19 protein-coding genes are annotated in these 17,284 nt (G+C 73.5%); 7 read left to right on the top strand and 12 right to left on the bottom strand.

Annotated features, from left to right (window positions below; genetic code table 11):
* Nucleotides 1-73: 73 nt before the first annotated feature.
* From ACZ6JS_RS29970 to ACZ6JS_RS29950, 5 genes are all read right to left on the bottom strand, one after another.
* Nucleotides 74-391, bottom strand: a complete 318-nt coding sequence (locus ACZ6JS_RS29970; protein WP_469302535.1) for a hypothetical protein — start codon at nt 389-391, stop codon at nt 74-76.
* Nucleotides 392-462: 71 nt separating this feature from the next.
* Nucleotides 463-972: a hypothetical protein gene (locus ACZ6JS_RS29965; protein WP_469302534.1), complete on the bottom strand. Its 510-nt coding sequence runs from the start codon at nt 970-972 to the stop codon at nt 463-465.
* Complete coding sequence (locus tag ACZ6JS_RS29960; protein ID WP_469302532.1) at nt 969-1,307, bottom strand: PadR family transcriptional regulator; 339 nt, start codon at nt 1,305-1,307, stop codon at nt 969-971. Before ACZ6JS_RS29960 ends, ACZ6JS_RS29965 begins: the two co-directional genes overlap by 4 nt.
* Nucleotides 1,308-1,344: 37 nt before the next feature.
* Nucleotides 1,345-2,076: a hypothetical protein gene (locus ACZ6JS_RS29955; protein WP_469302530.1), complete on the bottom strand. Its 732-nt coding sequence runs from the start codon at nt 2,074-2,076 to the stop codon at nt 1,345-1,347.
* Between the two features lie 38 nt (nt 2,077-2,114).
* Nucleotides 2,115-2,978: an outer membrane protein assembly factor BamB family protein gene (locus ACZ6JS_RS29950; RefSeq protein WP_469302529.1), complete on the bottom strand. Its 864-nt coding sequence runs from the start codon at nt 2,976-2,978 to the stop codon at nt 2,115-2,117.
* Between the two features lie 520 nt (nt 2,979-3,498).
* Here ACZ6JS_RS29950 and ACZ6JS_RS29945 point away from each other — a divergent pair.
* Together ACZ6JS_RS29945 and argG are read left to right on the top strand one after the other, a co-directional pair.
* Nucleotides 3,499-4,767: a PP2C family protein-serine/threonine phosphatase gene (locus tag ACZ6JS_RS29945; RefSeq protein WP_469302527.1), complete on the top strand. Its 1,269-nt coding sequence runs from the start codon at nt 3,499-3,501 to the stop codon at nt 4,765-4,767.
* 17 nt (nt 4,768-4,784) lie between these two features.
* A complete protein-coding gene (gene argG, locus ACZ6JS_RS29940) occupies nt 4,785-6,236 on the top strand; it encodes an argininosuccinate synthase (RefSeq protein ID WP_387115457.1) in 1,452 nt (483 codons plus the stop codon).
* Between the two features lie 264 nt (nt 6,237-6,500).
* On the opposite strand, the gene ACZ6JS_RS29935 is transcribed toward argG, so the two are convergent.
* Nucleotides 6,501-7,145, bottom strand: a complete 645-nt coding sequence (locus ACZ6JS_RS29935; protein WP_469302525.1) for a TetR/AcrR family transcriptional regulator — start codon at nt 7,143-7,145, stop codon at nt 6,501-6,503.
* Nucleotides 7,146-7,269: 124 nt separating this feature from the next.
* Between ACZ6JS_RS29935 and ACZ6JS_RS29930 the strand changes: the two genes are divergently transcribed.
* Entirely contained in the window at nt 7,270-8,208 is a 939-nt protein-coding gene (locus ACZ6JS_RS29930; protein ID WP_469302523.1) for an alpha/beta fold hydrolase, read from the top strand.
* Nucleotides 8,209-8,262: 54 nt separating this feature from the next.
* Here the strand turns inward: ACZ6JS_RS29930 and ACZ6JS_RS29925 are convergent, their stop codons facing one another.
* Nucleotides 8,263-8,694 (bottom strand): VOC family protein, encoded by a 432-nt coding sequence (locus tag ACZ6JS_RS29925; protein WP_469302522.1) that lies wholly within the window; start codon nt 8,692-8,694, stop codon nt 8,263-8,265.
* Between the two features lie 154 nt (nt 8,695-8,848).
* Here ACZ6JS_RS29925 and ACZ6JS_RS29920 point away from each other — a divergent pair, with 154 nt between their 5' ends.
* Entirely contained in the window at nt 8,849-9,559 is a 711-nt protein-coding gene (locus ACZ6JS_RS29920; protein WP_469302520.1) for an HAD family hydrolase, read from the top strand.
* 167 nt (nt 9,560-9,726) lie between these two features.
* On the opposite strand, the gene ACZ6JS_RS29915 is transcribed toward ACZ6JS_RS29920, so the two are convergent.
* Nucleotides 9,727-10,368 (bottom strand): ScbR family autoregulator-binding transcription factor, encoded by a 642-nt coding sequence (locus ACZ6JS_RS29915; protein ID WP_469302518.1) that lies wholly within the window; start codon nt 10,366-10,368, stop codon nt 9,727-9,729.
* Nucleotides 10,369-10,775: 407 nt separating this feature from the next.
* Here ACZ6JS_RS29915 and ACZ6JS_RS29910 point away from each other — a divergent pair, with 407 nt between their 5' ends.
* The 3 genes from ACZ6JS_RS29910 (at nt 10,776) to ACZ6JS_RS29900 (ending at nt 13,482) form a co-directional block, all read left to right on the top strand.
* The gene (locus ACZ6JS_RS29910) at nt 10,776-10,997 is read left to right on the top strand and encodes an epoxide hydrolase N-terminal domain-containing protein (protein ID WP_469302516.1); all 222 of its coding nucleotides are present in this window, start codon (nt 10,776-10,778) and stop codon (nt 10,995-10,997) included.
* A 762-nt stretch (nt 10,998-11,759) separates the two neighbouring features.
* Complete coding sequence (locus ACZ6JS_RS29905; protein ID WP_199838191.1) at nt 11,760-12,245, top strand: cation:proton antiporter regulatory subunit; 486 nt, start codon at nt 11,760-11,762, stop codon at nt 12,243-12,245.
* Nucleotides 12,246-12,249: 4 nt separating this feature from the next.
* A complete protein-coding gene (locus ACZ6JS_RS29900; protein WP_469302514.1) occupies nt 12,250-13,482 on the top strand; it encodes a cation:proton antiporter in 1,233 nt (410 codons plus the stop codon).
* Between the two features lie 21 nt (nt 13,483-13,503).
* Here ACZ6JS_RS29900 and ACZ6JS_RS29895 read toward each other — a convergent pair whose 3' ends face one another.
* The 4 genes from ACZ6JS_RS29895 to ACZ6JS_RS29880 form a co-directional block, all read right to left on the bottom strand.
* A complete protein-coding gene (locus ACZ6JS_RS29895) occupies nt 13,504-13,740 on the bottom strand; it encodes a hypothetical protein (protein ID WP_469302512.1) in 237 nt (78 codons plus the stop codon).
* 219 nt (nt 13,741-13,959) lie between these two features.
* A complete protein-coding gene (locus tag ACZ6JS_RS29890) occupies nt 13,960-15,261 on the bottom strand; it encodes an LCP family protein (protein ID WP_469302511.1) in 1,302 nt (433 codons plus the stop codon).
* A 161-nt stretch (nt 15,262-15,422) separates the two neighbouring features.
* A complete protein-coding gene (locus ACZ6JS_RS29885; RefSeq protein WP_469302509.1) occupies nt 15,423-16,100 on the bottom strand; it encodes a M15 family metallopeptidase in 678 nt (225 codons plus the stop codon).
* A gap of 617 nt (nt 16,101-16,717) precedes the next feature.
* Nucleotides 16,718-17,260: a MarR family winged helix-turn-helix transcriptional regulator gene (locus tag ACZ6JS_RS29880; protein ID WP_469302507.1), complete on the bottom strand. Its 543-nt coding sequence runs from the start codon at nt 17,258-17,260 to the stop codon at nt 16,718-16,720.
* Between the last annotated feature and the right edge of the window lie 24 nt (nt 17,261-17,284).

The raw sequence follows: 17,284 nt of genomic DNA, 5'->3' as shown, positions 1-17,284 counted from the left end.
GGCGGCGCCCGACGCCTCATGTCTGACGGCGGCGCCCGGCCACGGCTGATCCACCGCCCGGCCCGGCGGTGGATCAGCCGTGGCCGGCCGTACCGGAATTCCCGAGGCGCCGCAGGCGCACGGCCAGGCCTGTGGCCGCGACCAGCACCAGGCACGGCAGGGCGTTCGCCTCGCCCACCACCCCGGAGAAGTGGCCGAGGACGAGGAACGGCGCCACGGCCAGGGCGAACTGCCCGGCCGTGCGGACACCGGACAGGGCCGACCGGCCCGCCAGGGCCAGCACGGCGGCGACGGGCACGGCGAACCGCCACAGCGGGCTCATCCCGACCCCGCCCGCGTCCAGCAGGGCGAGGACGACCACGGACAGCGGCGCCCAGATCAGCAGCGCCACGAGTCCCGCGGTACCGGCGATCCGGCACGACGGCCGCAGGTCCGCGGGACACAGCAGCGGCAGCGTCGCGATCAGCAGGGGGGCGGCACCAGATACGCCGCGTGCTCCAGCGGCATGTCCAGGGCGCCGGGCAGCGAGGAGGCGAGCAGACAGGCCGAGGTCCCCGCAACCCCGGCGAACGCGGACCGCGCGCCGAAGGCATAGCGGCCGCTGAGCGCGACGACGACACCGAGGAGGGTCAGCAGGTCGCAGACGAGCAGGGTGTGGCCGATCGGACCCCCGAACTCGGGCGGCCGGCCGGTGACGTACGCGCGGTTGAGCGCGGAGGCCAGCAGGAACGCGGCGCGTGCGCCCGTCGCGGCCAGCGCGAACGGTGCCGCGGCCGCGAGCAGGCGCCCTCCGCGGTGCGCGGAGCCGATACGCAGACGCAGGCGCAGGGCGTGCGCCACGATGTCGCAGCCCTCGCGGAGACGGTCGAGCGGCCCGGCGTCCTCGGTCGCCTCCCGGTGGGCCTCCGCGATCTCGTCGCCGAAGTCCCGGCGGAATTCCGCCGGGTACAGCCGCAGCAGGCGGCGGCTCACGCCGTGGCCGTCTCGCCGGACACGCCCAGTCGGCGGGCGGCCTCGCGGGCGGTCGCGGCCATCCGCGCCGCCTCGGCGGCGAGGCACTCCCGGCCCGCGCCGGTGAGGCTGTAGGTGCGCCGCAGCCGGCTGTCGACGATCTGCTCCTCGTGGACCTCGATCAGCCCCTGCCCCAGCAGCCGCTCCAGCGCCCCGTACAGGGTGCCCGTGCGCATCTTGACGCGCCCGCCCGAGATCAGCTCCACCTCGCGGGAGATCGCGTACCCGTGGCGGGGCTCGTCCGCGAGCGCGGTCAGGAGGAGGAGGGTCGGTTCCTGCATCGCGCGATCACTCATGCCCGCATGGTAGGTCACCCACCGGCATATGTCGTTTTCAGGAAATGGCGTACCACTGGCTGGCCCAGCCGGTGTTGATGGTTGCCGTGGACTGCTCGCCCAGGTTCACGGTGGCGGGCAGCGAGGTCTGGCCGGTCAGGATGCTGCTGTACCGCAGGTTCGGCGGGGTCAGCCCGGCGTTGACGGAGATGCCGGCACCCGTGGACTTCAGGGTGAGGGCGTTGGTGGCCCAGTTGCCGTTGAGCAGCAGGGCGATGAAGTACGTACCGGGGGCTGCCGTGAAGGGCTTGGCGAGGGGCAGCGGCTTGGCGATGGCGTCGGTCATCAGCTGGGGCGAGATGTCGGCGGTCGACGCGACGAGTGTGCCCTTGGCGTCGTACACGCCGAGGTAGCAGTTGGCCAGCTGCGCGTTCGGGTCCAGCCCGGCAAGGCCCAGCCAGATGTTCGACCAGGTGATCTGCTCGCGCAGCACGATCCGCACCAGAGTGATCCGGCCGGCGACGCCGGCGGTGGACTGGGCGGTGACGTGGCCCGCGTCATTGGGGTCGCCGGTCCATGCAAGCAGGTTCTGGTCCTGCGGGCGCGGGCCCTCGAACCCGGAGCCGCCACCCGGCGCGGCCGGGGCGGGCGCCGCCGCCGTGGGTCCCGCCGCCGCGGGCCGGCCCTTGTCCGGGGCGTTACTGCAGCCCGCCAGGGCGAGCACCACCGCGAGCGCGGTGAAGAGTCCTGTCGTGGCGGTGGCGGTGGTGGTGCGGGTGCGGGTGCGCATGGTCCCCCCATGAGGTGCTGTTGTGCCGACGGACATGATCACACGGCTGTCGGCCGGGGCCGGAGGGCGAGGGTCCAGGTGTGCAGGACGTGCCGGCCGGGCCGGTCCTCCGGCTCCTCCGCGAGGGTCACCGTGAGCCGGTCGCCGGTACGGCGCAGCCGGCCTCGGTAGCGCCAGGTCCGGTCCGGGCTCACCGGCAGCAGTTCGGCGAGGACGGCGTCCCCCAGTTCGCGGTCGACGGCCCGCAGCACTCCGGCGTCGAGGACCAGGATGGTGCCGTCCGCGAGCACCAGGGGCTCGGGGCACAGCGGGTCGGTGAGCGACGGCCCGCGTTCGACGGTGCCCCCGGGCAGCAGCCGTACCACGCCGCTGCGGGTGGGGTGTCTGCGGTCGGTCTCGACGACGCGGATGCCCGTGCCGGCGACGTAGTGGCCGTAGCTGCGCCAGGAGTCCACCAGGGCGCCGTCGCGGTCGTACTCCCACGTGTCGAAGACGTCGTAGCCCTCGAGACCGAGGAAGAACCTGCCGCCGCGCAGTACGGCGCCGCTCGCACCGCGCAGTTCGGCGATCGGTGCGCCGTCCTCCAGGTCCAGCAGCAGGGCCGGGCCGAGGTGCCCCCAGGGGGTGTAGTCGAGGGAGTCCGTGGTGACCAGGACCCTGCCGCCGGATACGTGGGCGGCGTTCGGGACGCCGTCGCACCCGGCGGTCCACAGCACGCGGCCGGAGGCGTCGACGCAGCGGACCTCCCCGGGGCCGCCCCGGACGAGCAGCCCGTCCCGCCGGGCCAGGGGCCGCCCGGCGGCGTGCGCCTCCTCGTACGCGGGGCGCCCGGCCCTGCGCCGGTACTTCACCACGCAGACCCGCCATCCGCCGGCCCCGCCGCTTTCCCCGCATGTCGTCATGGCCCCGGATGGTAGGCCGTGCCGTGCCCGATGGGGCACGGCCGGGCGGGGGCGTTGCCGGGCGCCGGGGAACGTGCGGAAGGAGGCAGGTGGAAGCGGCGACGGACGGCGGCCGGTCGGAGGCCGGGCGTGCAGAGCCGTTTCGCTCGAGGCTCCTTCGTGGTGTTCCGAGGCATGGCGGACGGCCTGGACGACAGGGCAGCTGCCTCAACCGGTCCTCGGTGCGACGGCTGTCGCCGGTCGGAGGACTCCTCCGGCGCCGAAGAACGGAGCGGGATCGGCCGCGGTCGCGACATCCGCCGGTTCGGGTGGGTGGTCGTCGGGGGACGGGTTCGTGATCGGGTGGCATCCGGTGCGGGCCGCCCGGGGCGGCGGTCGGGTACGGCCGGCGTGCTCCCGCCGCACGAAGCGGGGCCCGAACGGCCCAAGGCGGGTCCTCGTGCCGGGGCCGGGCCGCGCGAGCGCGCCTATCGTGGGAGGAACCCCACGGCCGGGACGGAAGCACGCGGACAGGTGGCTCGTGAACGGATCCGGGATTGACTACCGGGCGGTGTTCCACGCGCTGCCGGGTGCGGCCGCGCTGCTGACCCCCGGCCTCGTCTACCTGGACGTCAACGCGGCGTACCTGTCCGTGGCCGGCCGCACTCGCGAGCAGCTCATCGGCCGCCACATCTTCGACGCCTTCCCCGACAACCCCAACGATCCGGCCGCGACGGGCACGCGCAACATGCGGGCCTCTCTGGAGCGGGTGCTGGCCACCGGGGAGCGCGACGCAATGGCCCTGCAGCGCTACGACGTGGAGGACCCCCAGCGTCCCGGCGTGTGGCAGGAGCGGTACTGGAGTCCGGTCAACGTCCCCGTCCTCGCCCTCGACGGCAGTGTGGTCCTGGTGCTGCACCGGGTGGAGGAGGTGACCGAGCTGATCCGGGTCCGGGAAGCCACCAGCGGGCCGGACGCCACCCGGGTGCTGGAGTCCGAGCTCTACACCCGGGCGCGGGAGCTCCAGGAGCTCAACGAGAAGCTGCGCCGGGCCCACGCCCGTGAACGGGAAGTGGCACTCCACCTCCAGGAGTCGATGCTCCCCGAGCCGAGCCAGCTGGCCCACCACCAGGCGGCCGTGCGCTACCGCCCCGCCGCGGCGTCCCTGAACGTGTGCGGGGACTGGTACGACCTCGTCGAGGCGCCCGACTGCACCGCCGTCGCCGTCGGGGACGTCGTCGGCCACGGCCTCGGTGCGGCCGGCGTCATGGGACAGCTGCGCAGCGCCCTGTCCGCTGCCTCACTCGTCGCCGAAGGTCCCGCGCAGGCCCTGGAGGCCCTCGGCCTCTACGCCCGCTCCGTCGCCGGAGCCGAGTCCACCACCGCCGTCTCGGTCTTCATCGACTGGAACAGCCGCACCCTCACGTACAGCAGCGCGGGCCACCTCCCGCCCGCGCTCTGCGACCCCGACGGCACCGTCGTCTTCCTCGAGGGGGCCACCGACCCGCCGCTCGGCGCCCGACCCGAACACGCGCCGCGCCCCCAGGCCCGCACGGACTTCACGGAGGGCTCGGTCCTGGTCCTCTACACCGACGGGCTCGTCGAGCGCCGCCGGGAGGACATCGACACGGGTCTGGGCAGGCTCGCCGACGCCCTCTCGCGGCACCGGGCCGCCGATCCCGAGGTGCTTGCGGACGCCCTCCTGGCGGAGCTCGTGCCGCCCGCAGGGGTCACCGACGACACGGTCCTGGTGGTCCTGCGCCTGGAAGGACAGACCGACACGCCCGCCGGATTGCATGAACATGCGTGAGCCTGCATACTCTTCCTATGTCTAAGGTCCTCACCTCCCTTCCCACCGGCGAGCGCGTCGGCATCGCCTTCTCCGGCGGACTCGACACTTCCGTCGCGGTCGCGTGGATGCGCGACAAGGGCGCCGTCCCGTGCACCTACACCGCCGACATCGGCCAGTACGACGAGCCCGACATCGCGTCGGTGCCCGCCCGCGCCTCGGCGTACGGCGCCGAGATCGCCCGTCTGGTCGACTGCCGCGCCGCGCTGGTCGAGGAGGGGCTGGCCGCGCTCACCTGCGGTGCCTTCCACATCCGCTCCGGCGGCCGCGCGTACTTCAACACGACGCCGCTCGGCCGCGCCGTCACCGGCACCCTGCTGGTCCGCGCGATGCTCGAGGACGACGTCCAGATCTGGGGCGACGGCTCGACCTTCAAGGGCAACGACATCGAGCGGTTCTACCGCTACGGCCTGCTGGCCAACCCGCACCTGCGCATCTACAAGCCCTGGCTCGACGCCGACTTCGTCACCGAGCTCGGCGGCCGCAAGGAGATGTCGGAGTGGCTGCTCGCCCACGGCCTCCCCTACCGCGACAGCACCGAGAAGGCCTACTCCACCGACGCCAACATCTGGGGCGCCACCCACGAGGCCAAGACGCTGGAGCACCTCGACACCGGTGTCGAGACGGTCGAGCCGATCATGGGCGTGCGGTTCTGGGACCCCTCGGTGGAGATCGCGGCCGAGGACGTGACCATCGGCTTCGACCAGGGCCGCCCGGTGACGATCAACGGCAAGGAGTTCGCCTCCGCCGTCGATCTGGTGATGGAGGCCAACGCCATCGGCGGCCGGCACGGCCTGGGCATGTCCGACCAGATCGAGAACCGGATCATCGAGGCCAAGAGCCGCGGCATCTACGAGGCCCCCGGCATGGCGCTGCTGCACGCCGCGTACGAGCGCCTGGTCAACGCGATCCACAACGAGGACACCCTCGCGCAGTACCACAACGAGGGCCGGCGCCTGGGCCGCCTCATGTACGAGGGCCGCTGGCTGGACCCGCAGGCGCTCATGATCCGCGAGTCCCTCCAGCGCTGGGTCGGCGCGGCCGTCACCGGCGAGGTCACGCTGCGGCTGCGGCGCGGCGAGGACTACTCGATCATGGACACCACGGGTCCGGCGTTCAGCTACCACCCGGACAAGCTGTCCATGGAGCGCACCGAGGACTCGGCCTTCGGTCCGGTCGACCGGATCGGCCAGCTCACCATGCGCAACCTCGACATCGCCGACTCGCGCGCCAAGCTGGAGCAGTACGCCGCGCTCGGCATCGTCGGCAACACGCACGAGACGCTCATCGGGGCAGCCCAGGCCGCCTCGACGGGCCTGATCGGCGCGATGCCGGAGGGCGGCGCCGAGGTCATCGCCTCCCGCGGCCGGGCCGAGGGTGACGACGAGCAGATGCTCGACCGCGCCGCGATGGAGTTCGGCACCGACTGACCCGCGGCAGGCCCGGCGACGGGCGGCGCGCCTCCCGGGCCCGGGATCGCGGGCGGGGACGCGCCGCCTGCCGCGGCGCCCCGCGCCACACCGGCCCCCTCGCCCCTCGGGCGAGGGGGCCGCCGGCGTTGCTCGACGTCCCCGGCCCCGCAGGCACCCGTGGACGACTTGTGCGCCCGCCGGGCCGACCTGCGCACGGCGTGTCCGCCTCGTGTCCCGCTGTGCCTGCCGTCGCAGGTCTGTGCGGCCCCGGCCGGTCGACGGCTACCGGACGGATTCGGTCGGCCCGCCGGCGGACGGCCGCCGCGCGGTGGTGAAGATCCGGTCCAGGTGGTGGTCCAGCACCGCGACGGCCGACTCCGGCGTCCGCTGGCCCACGAGGATGCTGGTGCCCATGGTCGCCGTCATCGCGAGAAGGCTGATCGCCTCCGTGCGCGCGTCGGCCTCCGGATCGGCCAGGCCGTCGTCCTGGGCCTGCCGGATCAGGCCGGTCAGCGCGTTTTCGGCGGCATCCGGATTGTCGATGAACGGCTGGGCGGCGAGGGCGTCGTCCGTCACCGACAGGATCGAGTAGGAGCTGTAGAGGAGATGGAAGGTGCGGCTCTCCTCGTCCACGGGCAGGGAGGCCAGCAGGATCGCCTCGATCGTCGCGCGCGGGCCGGGGTCCGGGCCGACGGCGCCGAGGCGGGCGCCCACGCGGGCGGTGAAGCGGTCGGTGAGGTGCTGCAGCCCGTAGAAGAGCAGCTTCTCCTTGGTCTGGAAGTAGTACTGCACGAGCCGGAGTGACACACCGGCCTCGGCCGCCACGTCCCGCATGCCGACGGCGTGCAGCCCGCGCCGTCCGGCGACCCGGACGAGTGCCTCGGCGATCTGCGTCCGCCGCTCCTCGTGGTCCACGCGCTTCGGCATGTGCCCTGTCTCCGCCCGTCGGTGGTGAGTGAAGGGTCCGGCAGCCCGGCCCGTTTCATGATACCGCCGTACCATCTTTATGGTACGTTCGTATTACGAAAGCTGATCTTCTCGGAGGTGCCCCGTGCCCCAGAACACGACCCGACCGCGCGTGAGCCGCGACGTCGGCCACTACGTGAGCGACACCCTGCGGGACCGGTACTTCGCCGCCTGCGACGCCCTCTATGCGATGGGCGCGCCCGCCCGCGACGAGACGGACGTGGAGACGACCTTCGGGACCACGCACGTCTACCGCTACGGCCCGACGGACCCGGCGGGCGAGTCCCGTACGCCCGTGGTCCTGATCCACGGTTCGGGCGGCTGCTCCGCCCAGTGGTACCCCAACACCCGGGCCCTCAGCGCCGACCGGCCCGTCTACGCCCTCGACACTCCCGGCGACCCCGGCCGCAGCGTCCACCGCGAACCCATGTGGCAGCCCGAGCGCGCGGCCCAGTGGATGGACGAGGCCCTCGACGCGCTCGGCCTGGACCAGGTGCACCTGGTCGGCTCCTCGTACGGGGGCTGGCTCGTCATCAACCAGGCCCACCTCCGGCCCGGACGGCTGGTCTCGGTCACCGCCCTCGATCCGGGCGGCCTGGAGAAGGTCGGCCTGCGCTTCTTCGTCTGGATCTTCGCGAGCCTCTTCGCCACCTTCGCCCCCAGGGCGTGGCGCCCCCGCCTCGCCAAGTGGCTGGAACAGCCGGTGATCGTCGTCCCCGAACTCCGCGCGATGATCCAGGCCGGGGTGCGGGCCTTCCGGATCCGCCGCCCCGCTCCGCTGCCGCTGTCGGACGCGGAACTGGGCTCGATCCGCACGCCGTTCTATCTGATCACGGGCAAGCGCAGCCTGCTCGTACACCCGCAGCGACAGTTGGAGCGTGTACCGCGCCTCATTCCCGGAGCCCGCGCCGAAATCGTCGCCGCCACCGGACACGGGCCGCAGATCGACCACCCCGACCTGGTCAACTCCCGGATGTTGGCCTTCATGGAGGACGTCGACTCCACGAGGCGCAGCATCCGGTGAACCTCCCCGGGCCGCCGGCCCGGCCGGGTTGCAGGACCGCCAACCCCTGCGGGGTCAGCGCTCGCCGAGGTCCGAGGGTGCTTCCTGAACCACCCAGCCGTTGCCGTCGGGGTCGTGGAAGGAGAGGAAGGAGTTCCAGGTGCCGCCCTTGCCGTCCTCCCAGCCCGCCTCGCCGACGTGGCGGACGGGGGACACGTCCACCCCCCGCTCGGTCAGGGCCGCGTGGGCGGCGTCGATGTCGGTGACGCACATCTGCAGCCCGTGCAGGGTGCCCGGGGCCATGACCTTCGTGCCGGGTGGAGTGGGCATGCCCTCGAGCAGGGCGATGGAGCACCGGGAGCCGGGCGGCGTCAGCTGGATGATGCGCACTCCGGGGGCGACCTCGTCGTCGAGGTCGACGTCGAAGCCGATCTTTTCGGCGTAGAACGCCTTGGCGCGGTCCATGTCGGTGACGGGGACGGGGACGACTTCGATGGTCCAGTTCACGGGGGTCTCCTCGGAGACGTCGGGGTGTTCGGTCGGCGCCTGTGGCGGTCCACGGTTGCCGATGGCGTCCGATCGCGCACGTCGAAACGCCCATGGGACCTGACGGGGTTGTCCTGTGAACCGTTGTTCGAGGGTCCGGTGGCATGATCGGGACGTGATCACCGAACCCGCCCGCCCCGGAGCGCAGAAGTACGTCCTGTTCGACGTCGACGGCACGTTGATCGACGCCGTCGACAACCAGCGCCGCATGTGGGGTGAGTGGGCGCGGCGCCACGGGCTGGATCCCGACGAGGTCCACCGGGTGGCACTGCGCACCAGGCCCGTGGAGACCTTCGCCGAGGTCGCCCCGGAGCGCGACCCCGAACGGTGCCTGGCGGTGCTGCACGAGCTCGAGGACGAGGACGTGCGCTCGGGCGCGTACACGGCGTTCGACGGTGCGGCCGCACTGCTGGAGGCCCTGCCGTCCGGGTCGTGGGGGCTCGTCACGTCGAACTACGAGCACCGGGTGCGGGGGCGGTTCGCCCGGACCGGCCTGCCCGTTCCGGAGGTCGTCGTCGACGCCGCCTCCGTGGCCGAGGGCAAGCCCTCACCGGTGCCGTACCTGCTGGCCGCCGCCCGGCTGGGGGCCGACCCGCAGGACTGCCTGGTCATCGAGGACGCACCGTCCGGAGTGCGCTCCGGGTTGCGCGCGGGGATGACGGTCTGGGGGGTCAACGCCCCCGTTGCGGTGGACGGCGTGCACCGCCACTTCGGCAGCCTGCGCGAAGCGGCCGAACCCATCCTCGCGTTCGCCCGCGGCGCAGGGAAGGCGCCGCTGCCGGGGGGCCGGGCGGGGACGCGGGCCGGCACTCGTGCCGGTGGCTGAGCGCCTCGGTGCGTTCGGGCTTCGCCGCGGGATCGGATGCGGTGCGCAAGCCTGAGCTACGTGTGTGCAGGGCGGTCTCGCTCACGCCGTGGCGAGCACCCCCGTGGTTCGCCACGGCGTGTGCGAGGCCGCCCTGGGGCGGTGCGGTCGGGGCGGGTGCGGTGCGGTCAGTCGGTGGGGGAGTCGTACGACTGCGGTGTGCCCGTGGGAATGAAGCGGTCCATCCGGTCCGCGGGGACGATGGTGGGGAGCAGGAATTTCCACAGGTCCGTGACACGGGTGTGGAGGTCCTGGCGGCGCGTGCGGACGTGTGAGGTGACCTGGATGCCCGTGAACGCTCCGACGAGGAGTGCCGAGAGGGCGCCCACGTCCAGCTCCGGGTGGATGTCCCCGCCCTGCTGGGCCGGTGTCAGACAGCTGCGGCAGGTGTCGATCCAGGCGTCGTAGGGGGTCGGGTCGGGGCTGGTGAAGGAACCGAACTCGATGACCAGGCGGATGCCGGCGCGGATGCGGACGCTGGTGCGCAGCCCGTGGGCCATCTGGTGGGTCAGGTCGATGACGGTCTGCAGCCCCGGGTTCTCGGTCGCCGGAAGGTGCTCCGAGACCTGGAACTGTTCTTCCATCAGTGTCCGGGCCAGTGCCTGCTTGGAGGGGAAGTGGAAGTAGAGGGCTCCCTTGGTGACTCCGGCGTGCTTGACGACGTCGCTGAGGCTGGTGCCCTCGAATCCGCAGTCGTCGAACGCGACGGCCGCGCCGTCGAGGATGGCCTGACGGGTGATCTCGGCCCGTTCCTGTCTGGCCCTCGCCACGTGGGGGTCCTCCCGGATTGCTGTCGTGGGGTCCGCTGCAATGTGCCGTCAATGTAATCGGGTGACCTGAAAGAAAACCAGTCGGCAGGTACTTTTGTATGAGAACGGAGGGGCGTTCGTGCCGTTGTGGCGCTCTCCGTATTGCTGTCACATGATGGGCGGTTGGGCGATGAGCTGCGAACGGCGACTGAGAGCAAGCGAGTTGCATGGCCGGAAGTCGCGCGAGACGACGCATGGCCAAGCGGGCCGGCCGACAGCCGGCATCTGGAGATGAACGCTCCCGAGTCAGATCTGCACATGTTCCGGCTGCATGCCGATCAGTGCGAGCCGGACGACCACCGTGCGCGGCACGCGAGGACCGGCGGCCCGGCGAACTGCCCGGCGCGGGGCGGTCCTGCGGCCTCCCGGTGGCGCGCGTACCGGAGCTCTTCGACTACTGGCGCGACGGCTACGGCCGGCGGGCCGGCGAGGCGCGGCTGAACGAATGGCCGCCGCTCACCGCGATCACCGAAGGGACCCGAGTGCACTGCGCACGCGTGCGCCCGCCCGGGCCGGACGCGGCGCCGCTGCTGATGACCCACGGCCGGCCGGGATCGTTCGGGAATTCCCGCGGATCGTCGGCCCGTTGACCCACCCGAGGTCGCACGGCGGCGACCCGGCCGACGCCTTCCACCTCGTACTGCCGAGCATTCCCGGCTTCCCGCTGTCGGGGCGTACGGGTGCAGGGCGGCGACTGGGCTGCCGCGGCCTCGGAAGCCCGGGCGGATCCGGCCCGACCGCGCAACCGGCGTGCACCTGAACCTGCTGCCCGGCGGCGGGGCGGCCACCGAACCGGACGAGGCCGAGCCGGCCGCGCTGTCCCCGGCCGAGCAGGCCCACTCGCGCATCCCGCGGATCCCGGCGCCGTCCGGGGCGCCGCCGGGCCCCCGGCCCTTGTCGCACCAGCGGCGACGTACCTCCGCCCGTGGGCGCCGACGCTCAGCCGGGGCGTGGTGAACTCCGCGGCCGGGGAGCGCAGGGCACTGGGCAGGCCGGGTTCCTCCAGGCCCCCGGTCGCGGCCTGCGGGCGATGCGCCGGACCCGCCGAGGCGCACCGGGGGGTCGCCTGCGCCTGGTGGAGTTGGGCGCGCACCGGCTCGGGGATCCGGTCGGCGGCGTGTTCGATCTGCAGGAGGACCGCGGCCAGGACGCGCTCTGACCTGCGGTGGAGCCCACTTCCCCGCCCCATCCTCGCCAGCCGGGCCGTCCCCTGTCCACCCGTGCCGACACCCGTGTTCGGGTCACTGCGAACATGGCAGCATGAACCCGGCCGCGCGCGCCGGTTCCGCCTGCCCGGATCCGCCGCGTGCCGCAACCACCGTCACCAGGCTCACAACACGAGGGGATGGGCTGTGCCTGCTCCACGGATGCGTACGACGCCGCTGCCCGGCATCGGCGTCCAGTACGACCTCACCACCCGCGAACACCGCAACCTGTCGGTCATCGCACACCGGGACGGCACCCGCACCGTCAGCCTGTACCGGGCGGACGATCCGGACGCATGCGCCGAGTCGCTGCACCTGACGGGACCGGAAACGGCCTCGCTGATCGACGCGCTGATGCCGGCGCACCACAGCCCGAACCTCCTGCACACCACCGACCTGGGCCTGGTCGCCGAACGCGTCGAACTCTCCGCGCACTCGCACTGGAACGGCCGCGTGCTGGGCGAGACCCGGATGCGCACCGAGACCGGCGTCTCGGTCGTGGCGGTGCTGCGGCGGGCCGAGGCCCGTCCCTCCCCGGCCCCCGACTTCCGCCTGGCCGGCGGCGACACCCTCATCCTGATCGGCACCCGCGAGGGCGTGGACGCCGCCGCGGCGATACTCGGCAGGGAGTGATCGCATGCACTCTGCCGTCTTCCTCATCGAGTTCGGAGCGATCATCCTCGGCCTGGGCCTGCTGGGCCGGGTCGCGGGCCGCCTGAAGTTCTCGCCCATCCCCCTGTACCTGCTCGCGGGCCTGGCCTTCGGCACCGGCGGCCTCCTCCCGCTCGGAGCGAGCGAGGAGTTCGTCGCCATCGGCGCCGAGATCGGCGTCATCCTCCTGCTGCTGATGCTGGGTCTGGAGTACACCGCCAGCGACCTCGTCTCCAACCTCAGGACCCAGTACCCCGCAGGGATCGTCGACTTCACCCTCAACGCCGTGCCCGGCGCCGCGGCGGCCCTGCTGCTGGGGTGGGGGCCGGTCGCCGCCGTGGTCCTGGCCGGTGTCACCTGGATCTCCTCCTCCGGCGTCATCGCCAAGGTCATGGGCGACCTCGGCCGGCTCGGAAACCGCGAGACGCCGGTCGTCCTCAGCATCCTGGTGCTCGAAGACCTGGCCATGGCCGTCTACCTGCCGATCATCACCGCGCTGCTCGCCGGAGTGAGCCTGGCGGCGGGCAGCCTCACCCTGGCCATCGCCCTCGGCGTCGCGGGCGCGGTCCTGTTCGTCGCCGTCCGCTACGGCCGGCTCATCTCCCGGTTCGTCTCCAGTGACGACCCGGAGAAGCTGCTGCTCGTGGTCCTCGGCCTGACCCTGCTGGTAGCGGGCATCGCCCAGCAGCTCCAGGTCTCCGCCGCCGTCGGGGCGTTCCTCGTCGGCATCGCGCTGTCCGGCGAGGTGGCCGAGGGCACCCACACGCTGCTCAGCCCGCTGCGGGACCTGTTCGCCGCTGTGTTCTTCGTGTTCTTCGGCCTGCACACCGACCCGGCGAGCATCCCGCCGGTCCTGCTGCCCGCGCTGGCGCTCGCCGTCGTCACCGCCGGCACGAAGATCGCCACCGGCTACTGGGCGGCCGGGCGGGCCGGTATCGGCGTCAAGGGCCGCTGGCGGGCGGGCGGCACGCTCGTGGCCCGCGGAGAGTTCTCCATCGTCATCGCCGGACTCGCCGTCACCGCCGGCATCGAACCGGCGCTGGGGCCGCTGGCCACCGCCTACGTCCTGATCCTCGTCGTCATCGGGCCGCTCACCGCCCGCTACACCCAGCCCCTCGCGGCCTGGTTCGCCGAGCGCCGGCGCTCGGGCGGCCGGTCCGCCGACCCGGTGCCGGACACCGCCTCGGCCCTGCCGGAACCGGCCTCCCGGGAGCGCTGACGCAGGGCGCCGAATCCCGCCTCACGGCAGCCGTTCGCGGTCCCGGCCGGCCGAGCCGGAGCGGATGACCGCCACCGCGGCCACGATCAGACCGGCTGCGAGGAGCAGGCCGTGGGGCAGGACGGCGCCGGCGACGGCCGCCGCGAGGGCGGCGGCCAGGGCCAGCGTCAGAACGACCCCCGGCCGGCTCGGCCGGTCCCCGCCAGGGCTGCGCCCGAGTGCCCGCTGGGCGCGGGCGTCGTCGTCGCGGTGTGGCACCGCCGCTCCTCTCGTGCGCCGGTGCGCCTCTTCCCTCGGGGGCGACGCGTACGGGCAACACCGTGACCTGTGATCCCCGTCGGGGCCCAGGCCGCTGCGGGAGCGCACGCGCTCCGCACCGCCGGCCTCCCCGACGGGAGTGCTCCTCACCCCGACCCCGCCCTCACCCGGGGCGCCTGCCCCGCACATCGGGCCCGGCACCCATCGTCGCGACGCGCGTCACGACCGGGCCCCGTGCGCCGGACCCGGTGACTCGGGGCAGCGCAGGCGGTCGCCGGTCACCGGGGCGCCGTCGACGGTGTTGCGGTCGTAGGTGACGGTTTTGACCAGCACCGGTTGCGTACCGACGGCGACGTCGAAGTGCGCGTCGTGGCCGGGTACGGCTTCCAGCCGGGAGCCGGGAAGCGCCGCCGCGAGGGTCGCCGCGTGCTCCTCCTGGCCCGGCGCGTACCGGATGACCGGCGGGCCCGGCGGGCGGACGGGCGGTGCGGACGCGGAGGTGTCGGTGACGACGAATCCGTTGCGGCGCAGGGCCGCGGCCACGGCGGCGTCGTCGACCCGGACCGCGACGGCTGCGGGGTTGGTCGGCGCCGGGGTCTCCGCGACGGGCTGGATCCGGGTGTCGCCGGTGATCGGGCGGTCCGCACCCAGCGCCTCCCACAGCGCGGCGGACCGGGCCTCGTCCCACACGAGGGTGGAGCCCACGCCCGGCACCCGGTGGTCGAAGAGCCGGATCGGGACCGTGGCGAACTCGGTCCGGTCCGCCCGCAGGCGGCCGAGCGCCCAGCCGATGCGGATCAGGTCGCCCGGACCCGTGCGGGCGTCGGTGCGCACGGTCTTCAGCAGGGTGTGTACGGTCCGCGCCGTGCGTGCGGGGCTCGCCAGCGCGCCCTCGAGGGTCAGGCGGGCCAGCAGGTCGTTGACCACGCGCTGCTGGCGGCGGACGCGGCCCAGGTCTCCGGGCCGGAGGTTGACGTGCCGGGCCCGCGCGTAGCGCAGCGTCGTGTTTCCGTCCGTGTGGTGGCGGCCCGCCCCGATGTCCAGGCCGGAGTTCTCGTCCTGGAGCGGCCTGTCCGTGCAGACGATCCCGCCGCCGAGGTTGTCGACGGTCTGCTCGAAGCCCGCGAAGCCGGTCTCCAGGTAGTGGTCGACGTGGAGACCGGTCGCCTTCTCGACGGTGGCCACCGTGAGCGGGGCGCCGCCGACCGCGAACGCACCGTTGATCTTGCCGCGGCGCAGGGGGAGGGCGGTACCCGGGTATTCGACGTAGGAGTCGCGCGGGATGGAGACGACGCTCGCGCGGTGCCGGTCCTCGGACAGGTGTACGAGCATCATGACGTCCGTGCAGTTGCAGCCTTTCCCGCCCACGTGGAGCCGGTTCTTCTCGGCCCTGGAGAGCCCAGCGCGGCTGTCGATGCCCACGATCAGGATGTTCGTGCCGCGCCCGCCGCCCGCCGCGGTCGTTGTCTGGGCCGATACGGTCTGCGGGCCCACGAGGGAGCCGCAGGAAAGGGCGGTCACGCAGGCGAGAGCAACGGCGAGTCGACGCAACGCAGATCCCCCAAACAGGACGAAACATCTCAAATCGCGACTGTAGGGGTCGTCGGGGGAGGAGCCCTGGTGCACACGCCGGTGTCACCCGCGCGGCGGGGCGGTGGGCCTGCGCCCGGCGGACCGTCGGCCTACTCGCCGTTGGCGGAGAAGTGCTGGTAGTCAGGGTTGGCCCAGCGGCCACCCCACTGCCAGCCCACCGCACGGAAGGCCGCGGCGACGGCGTCGTCCGCGTGGATCTGCCCCGGCCGGGACGGGGACCGCCGCAGGTGGGCGCGGGCGTCCGCGGGGTGGACGACTCCGTTGATGTCGACGTACGGATTCTCCACGGGGTTGATGTCGACCGCATCGCCCCAGGCGTGTTGCGACAGGCGCCGGGGATCTCCGGTGACCGGGCGGCAGTTGAAGGCCGACGTGTTGTCGTCGGCCATGGCCTGAGCGTCGTCGCGGTACTCGGCCATCACGCGCATCCGGCGGATCGGGAAGCGGGCCTCGAAGGCACGCTCGAAGACGTGGAGGACGGGGCCGACGGCGTTCTCGTGGACGACCATCTCGCCCGCGTGGGGGCGGCCGTCGAAGCCCCAGTGGTTCATCCGGATCAGCCGGAGCCGCTCCGGCGGGACCGGGCATCCCGCCCGGTGGGAGGCGCCCAGCTTCTCCTGCGGGACGGGCGTGACGCGCGCGGCGAACCGGGCCGGCGGGTCGGGCGGCCCGACCGGCAGGCGCGCCGGGGCGGCCTGCGTGGAACAGGCCAGTGCGGCCGCGCACAGGGCCGCCGTCACTGCCGCGACCGCGGTGGTGTGGCGCACGGAACAACGCTACGGCGGGCGCCGGGGGCGGGCATTCCGGGCGGGGCCCGGTGGGCATGCCGGGGCTGGCGGGAGCCGGCCGTGTACCCGGCAGGGTCGACCCGGACGCATGGCGGGCGGGAGCGGCCGTGTGCCCGACGGGATCCGGCCGTGCTCCCGGGCGGGAGTCGGCTGTGCATCCCGGGCCGGACCTGACCGGGCGCGTTCCGGAGCCGGCCGTGTACCCGGCGGGGAGCCGGCCGGGCATCCCGAACGCGAGTCGGTATGAGCCGGGGGCGGGAGTCGGTCGGGCCCGTTCCGGCGGGAGCCGGCATGCACCCGCGGGATCTGGCTGGGCGCTTTCCGGGCTGGAGTCGGCCGGGCGCTTTCCGGCCGGGTATCCCGAACCGGCGTCGGGATGTATCCCGGGGCAAGATCGATCCGGCCGGGGGGCTGGAGCCGGCCGGGCGCTTTCCGGGCGGGAGTCGACCGGGCGCATCCGGGCCGTCCTGCAGCCGGGCGGCAGTCGGCCAGGCGCGTTCCGGGCCGGAGCCGATCACGTAGCCGGGTGCCAGCCGGGCGGGAGCCGACCGGTTCGAGGCGTTCGGGCCGGCCCGAGCGGTGGCGGGCCGGCTCGCTCAGCAGTCGGCCGGACCCGTGGGCGCCGCTGCGCACTCGGCGTCTGCGCCCCGTGCCGCCGCCGCGCACAGGGAGGCCTCCACCTTGCCCAGCAGGCGGCCCAGCTCGGCGCGCTCCGCTTCGTCGAGGCCGTCCAGGGTCTGGCGCTCCAGGTCGCCCCACGCCCGACTCACCTCGGTGAGGAGCCCGCAGCTCGCCTCCGTGACCTCGACCAGCGAGGCCCGCCGGTCCGCGGGGTCGGGACGCCGCCGCACGTGACCGGACAGTTCGAGGCGCTGGAGCATCTTGGTCACCGTGGACGGGTCGAGCCCGACCGCTTTGATCAGCTCGGACTGGCGCACGGCCCCGTTGTCCCACAGGTGCATCATCAGGAACTCCTGCCCCGGATGGAGCCCCAGGTCCCGCAGGAGGCGGCCTGCGGCGATGCGGTGGAGCCGGGCCACCCGGCTGATCGCATGGCTCACCGGCCCGTCCAGCACGGCGCCGGGCGCCGCCGCGCACTGCGCGGGCGAGCGCGTTTCCCGGGCGGTTTCCGGGGTCATGGGAGAGCTCCTCCTGCGTCGGTG

This window comes from Streptomyces sp. NPDC046349, from assembly GCF_055587885.1.
The sequence above is the reverse complement of the archived record's forward strand: the minus strand, read 5'-3'. Positions and strand labels throughout refer to the sequence as shown.

Excerpts from the sequence above, each read along its gene's own strand:
- ACZ6JS_RS29935 (WP_469302525.1), bottom strand. The coding sequence starts at position 7,145 with ATGCCGAAGCGCGTGGACCACGAGGAGCGGCGGACGCAGATCGCCGAG.
- ACZ6JS_RS29900 (WP_469302514.1), top strand. The coding sequence starts at position 12,250 with ATGCACTCTGCCGTCTTCCTCATCGAGTTCGGAGCGATCATCCTCGGC.
- ACZ6JS_RS29880 (WP_469302507.1), bottom strand. The coding sequence starts at position 17,260 with ATGACCCCGGAAACCGCCCGGGAAACGCGCTCGCCCGCGCAGTGCGCG.
- ACZ6JS_RS29950 (WP_469302529.1), bottom strand. The coding sequence starts at position 2,978 with ATGACGACATGCGGGGAAAGCGGCGGGGCCGGCGGATGGCGGGTCTGC.
- argG (WP_387115457.1), top strand. The coding sequence starts at position 4,785 with ATGTCTAAGGTCCTCACCTCCCTTCCCACCGGCGAGCGCGTCGGCATC.
- ACZ6JS_RS29960 (WP_469302532.1), bottom strand. The coding sequence starts at position 1,307 with ATGAGTGATCGCGCGATGCAGGAACCGACCCTCCTCCTCCTGACCGCG.
- ACZ6JS_RS29955 (WP_469302530.1), bottom strand. The coding sequence starts at position 2,076 with ATGCGCACCCGCACCCGCACCACCACCGCCACCGCCACGACAGGACTC.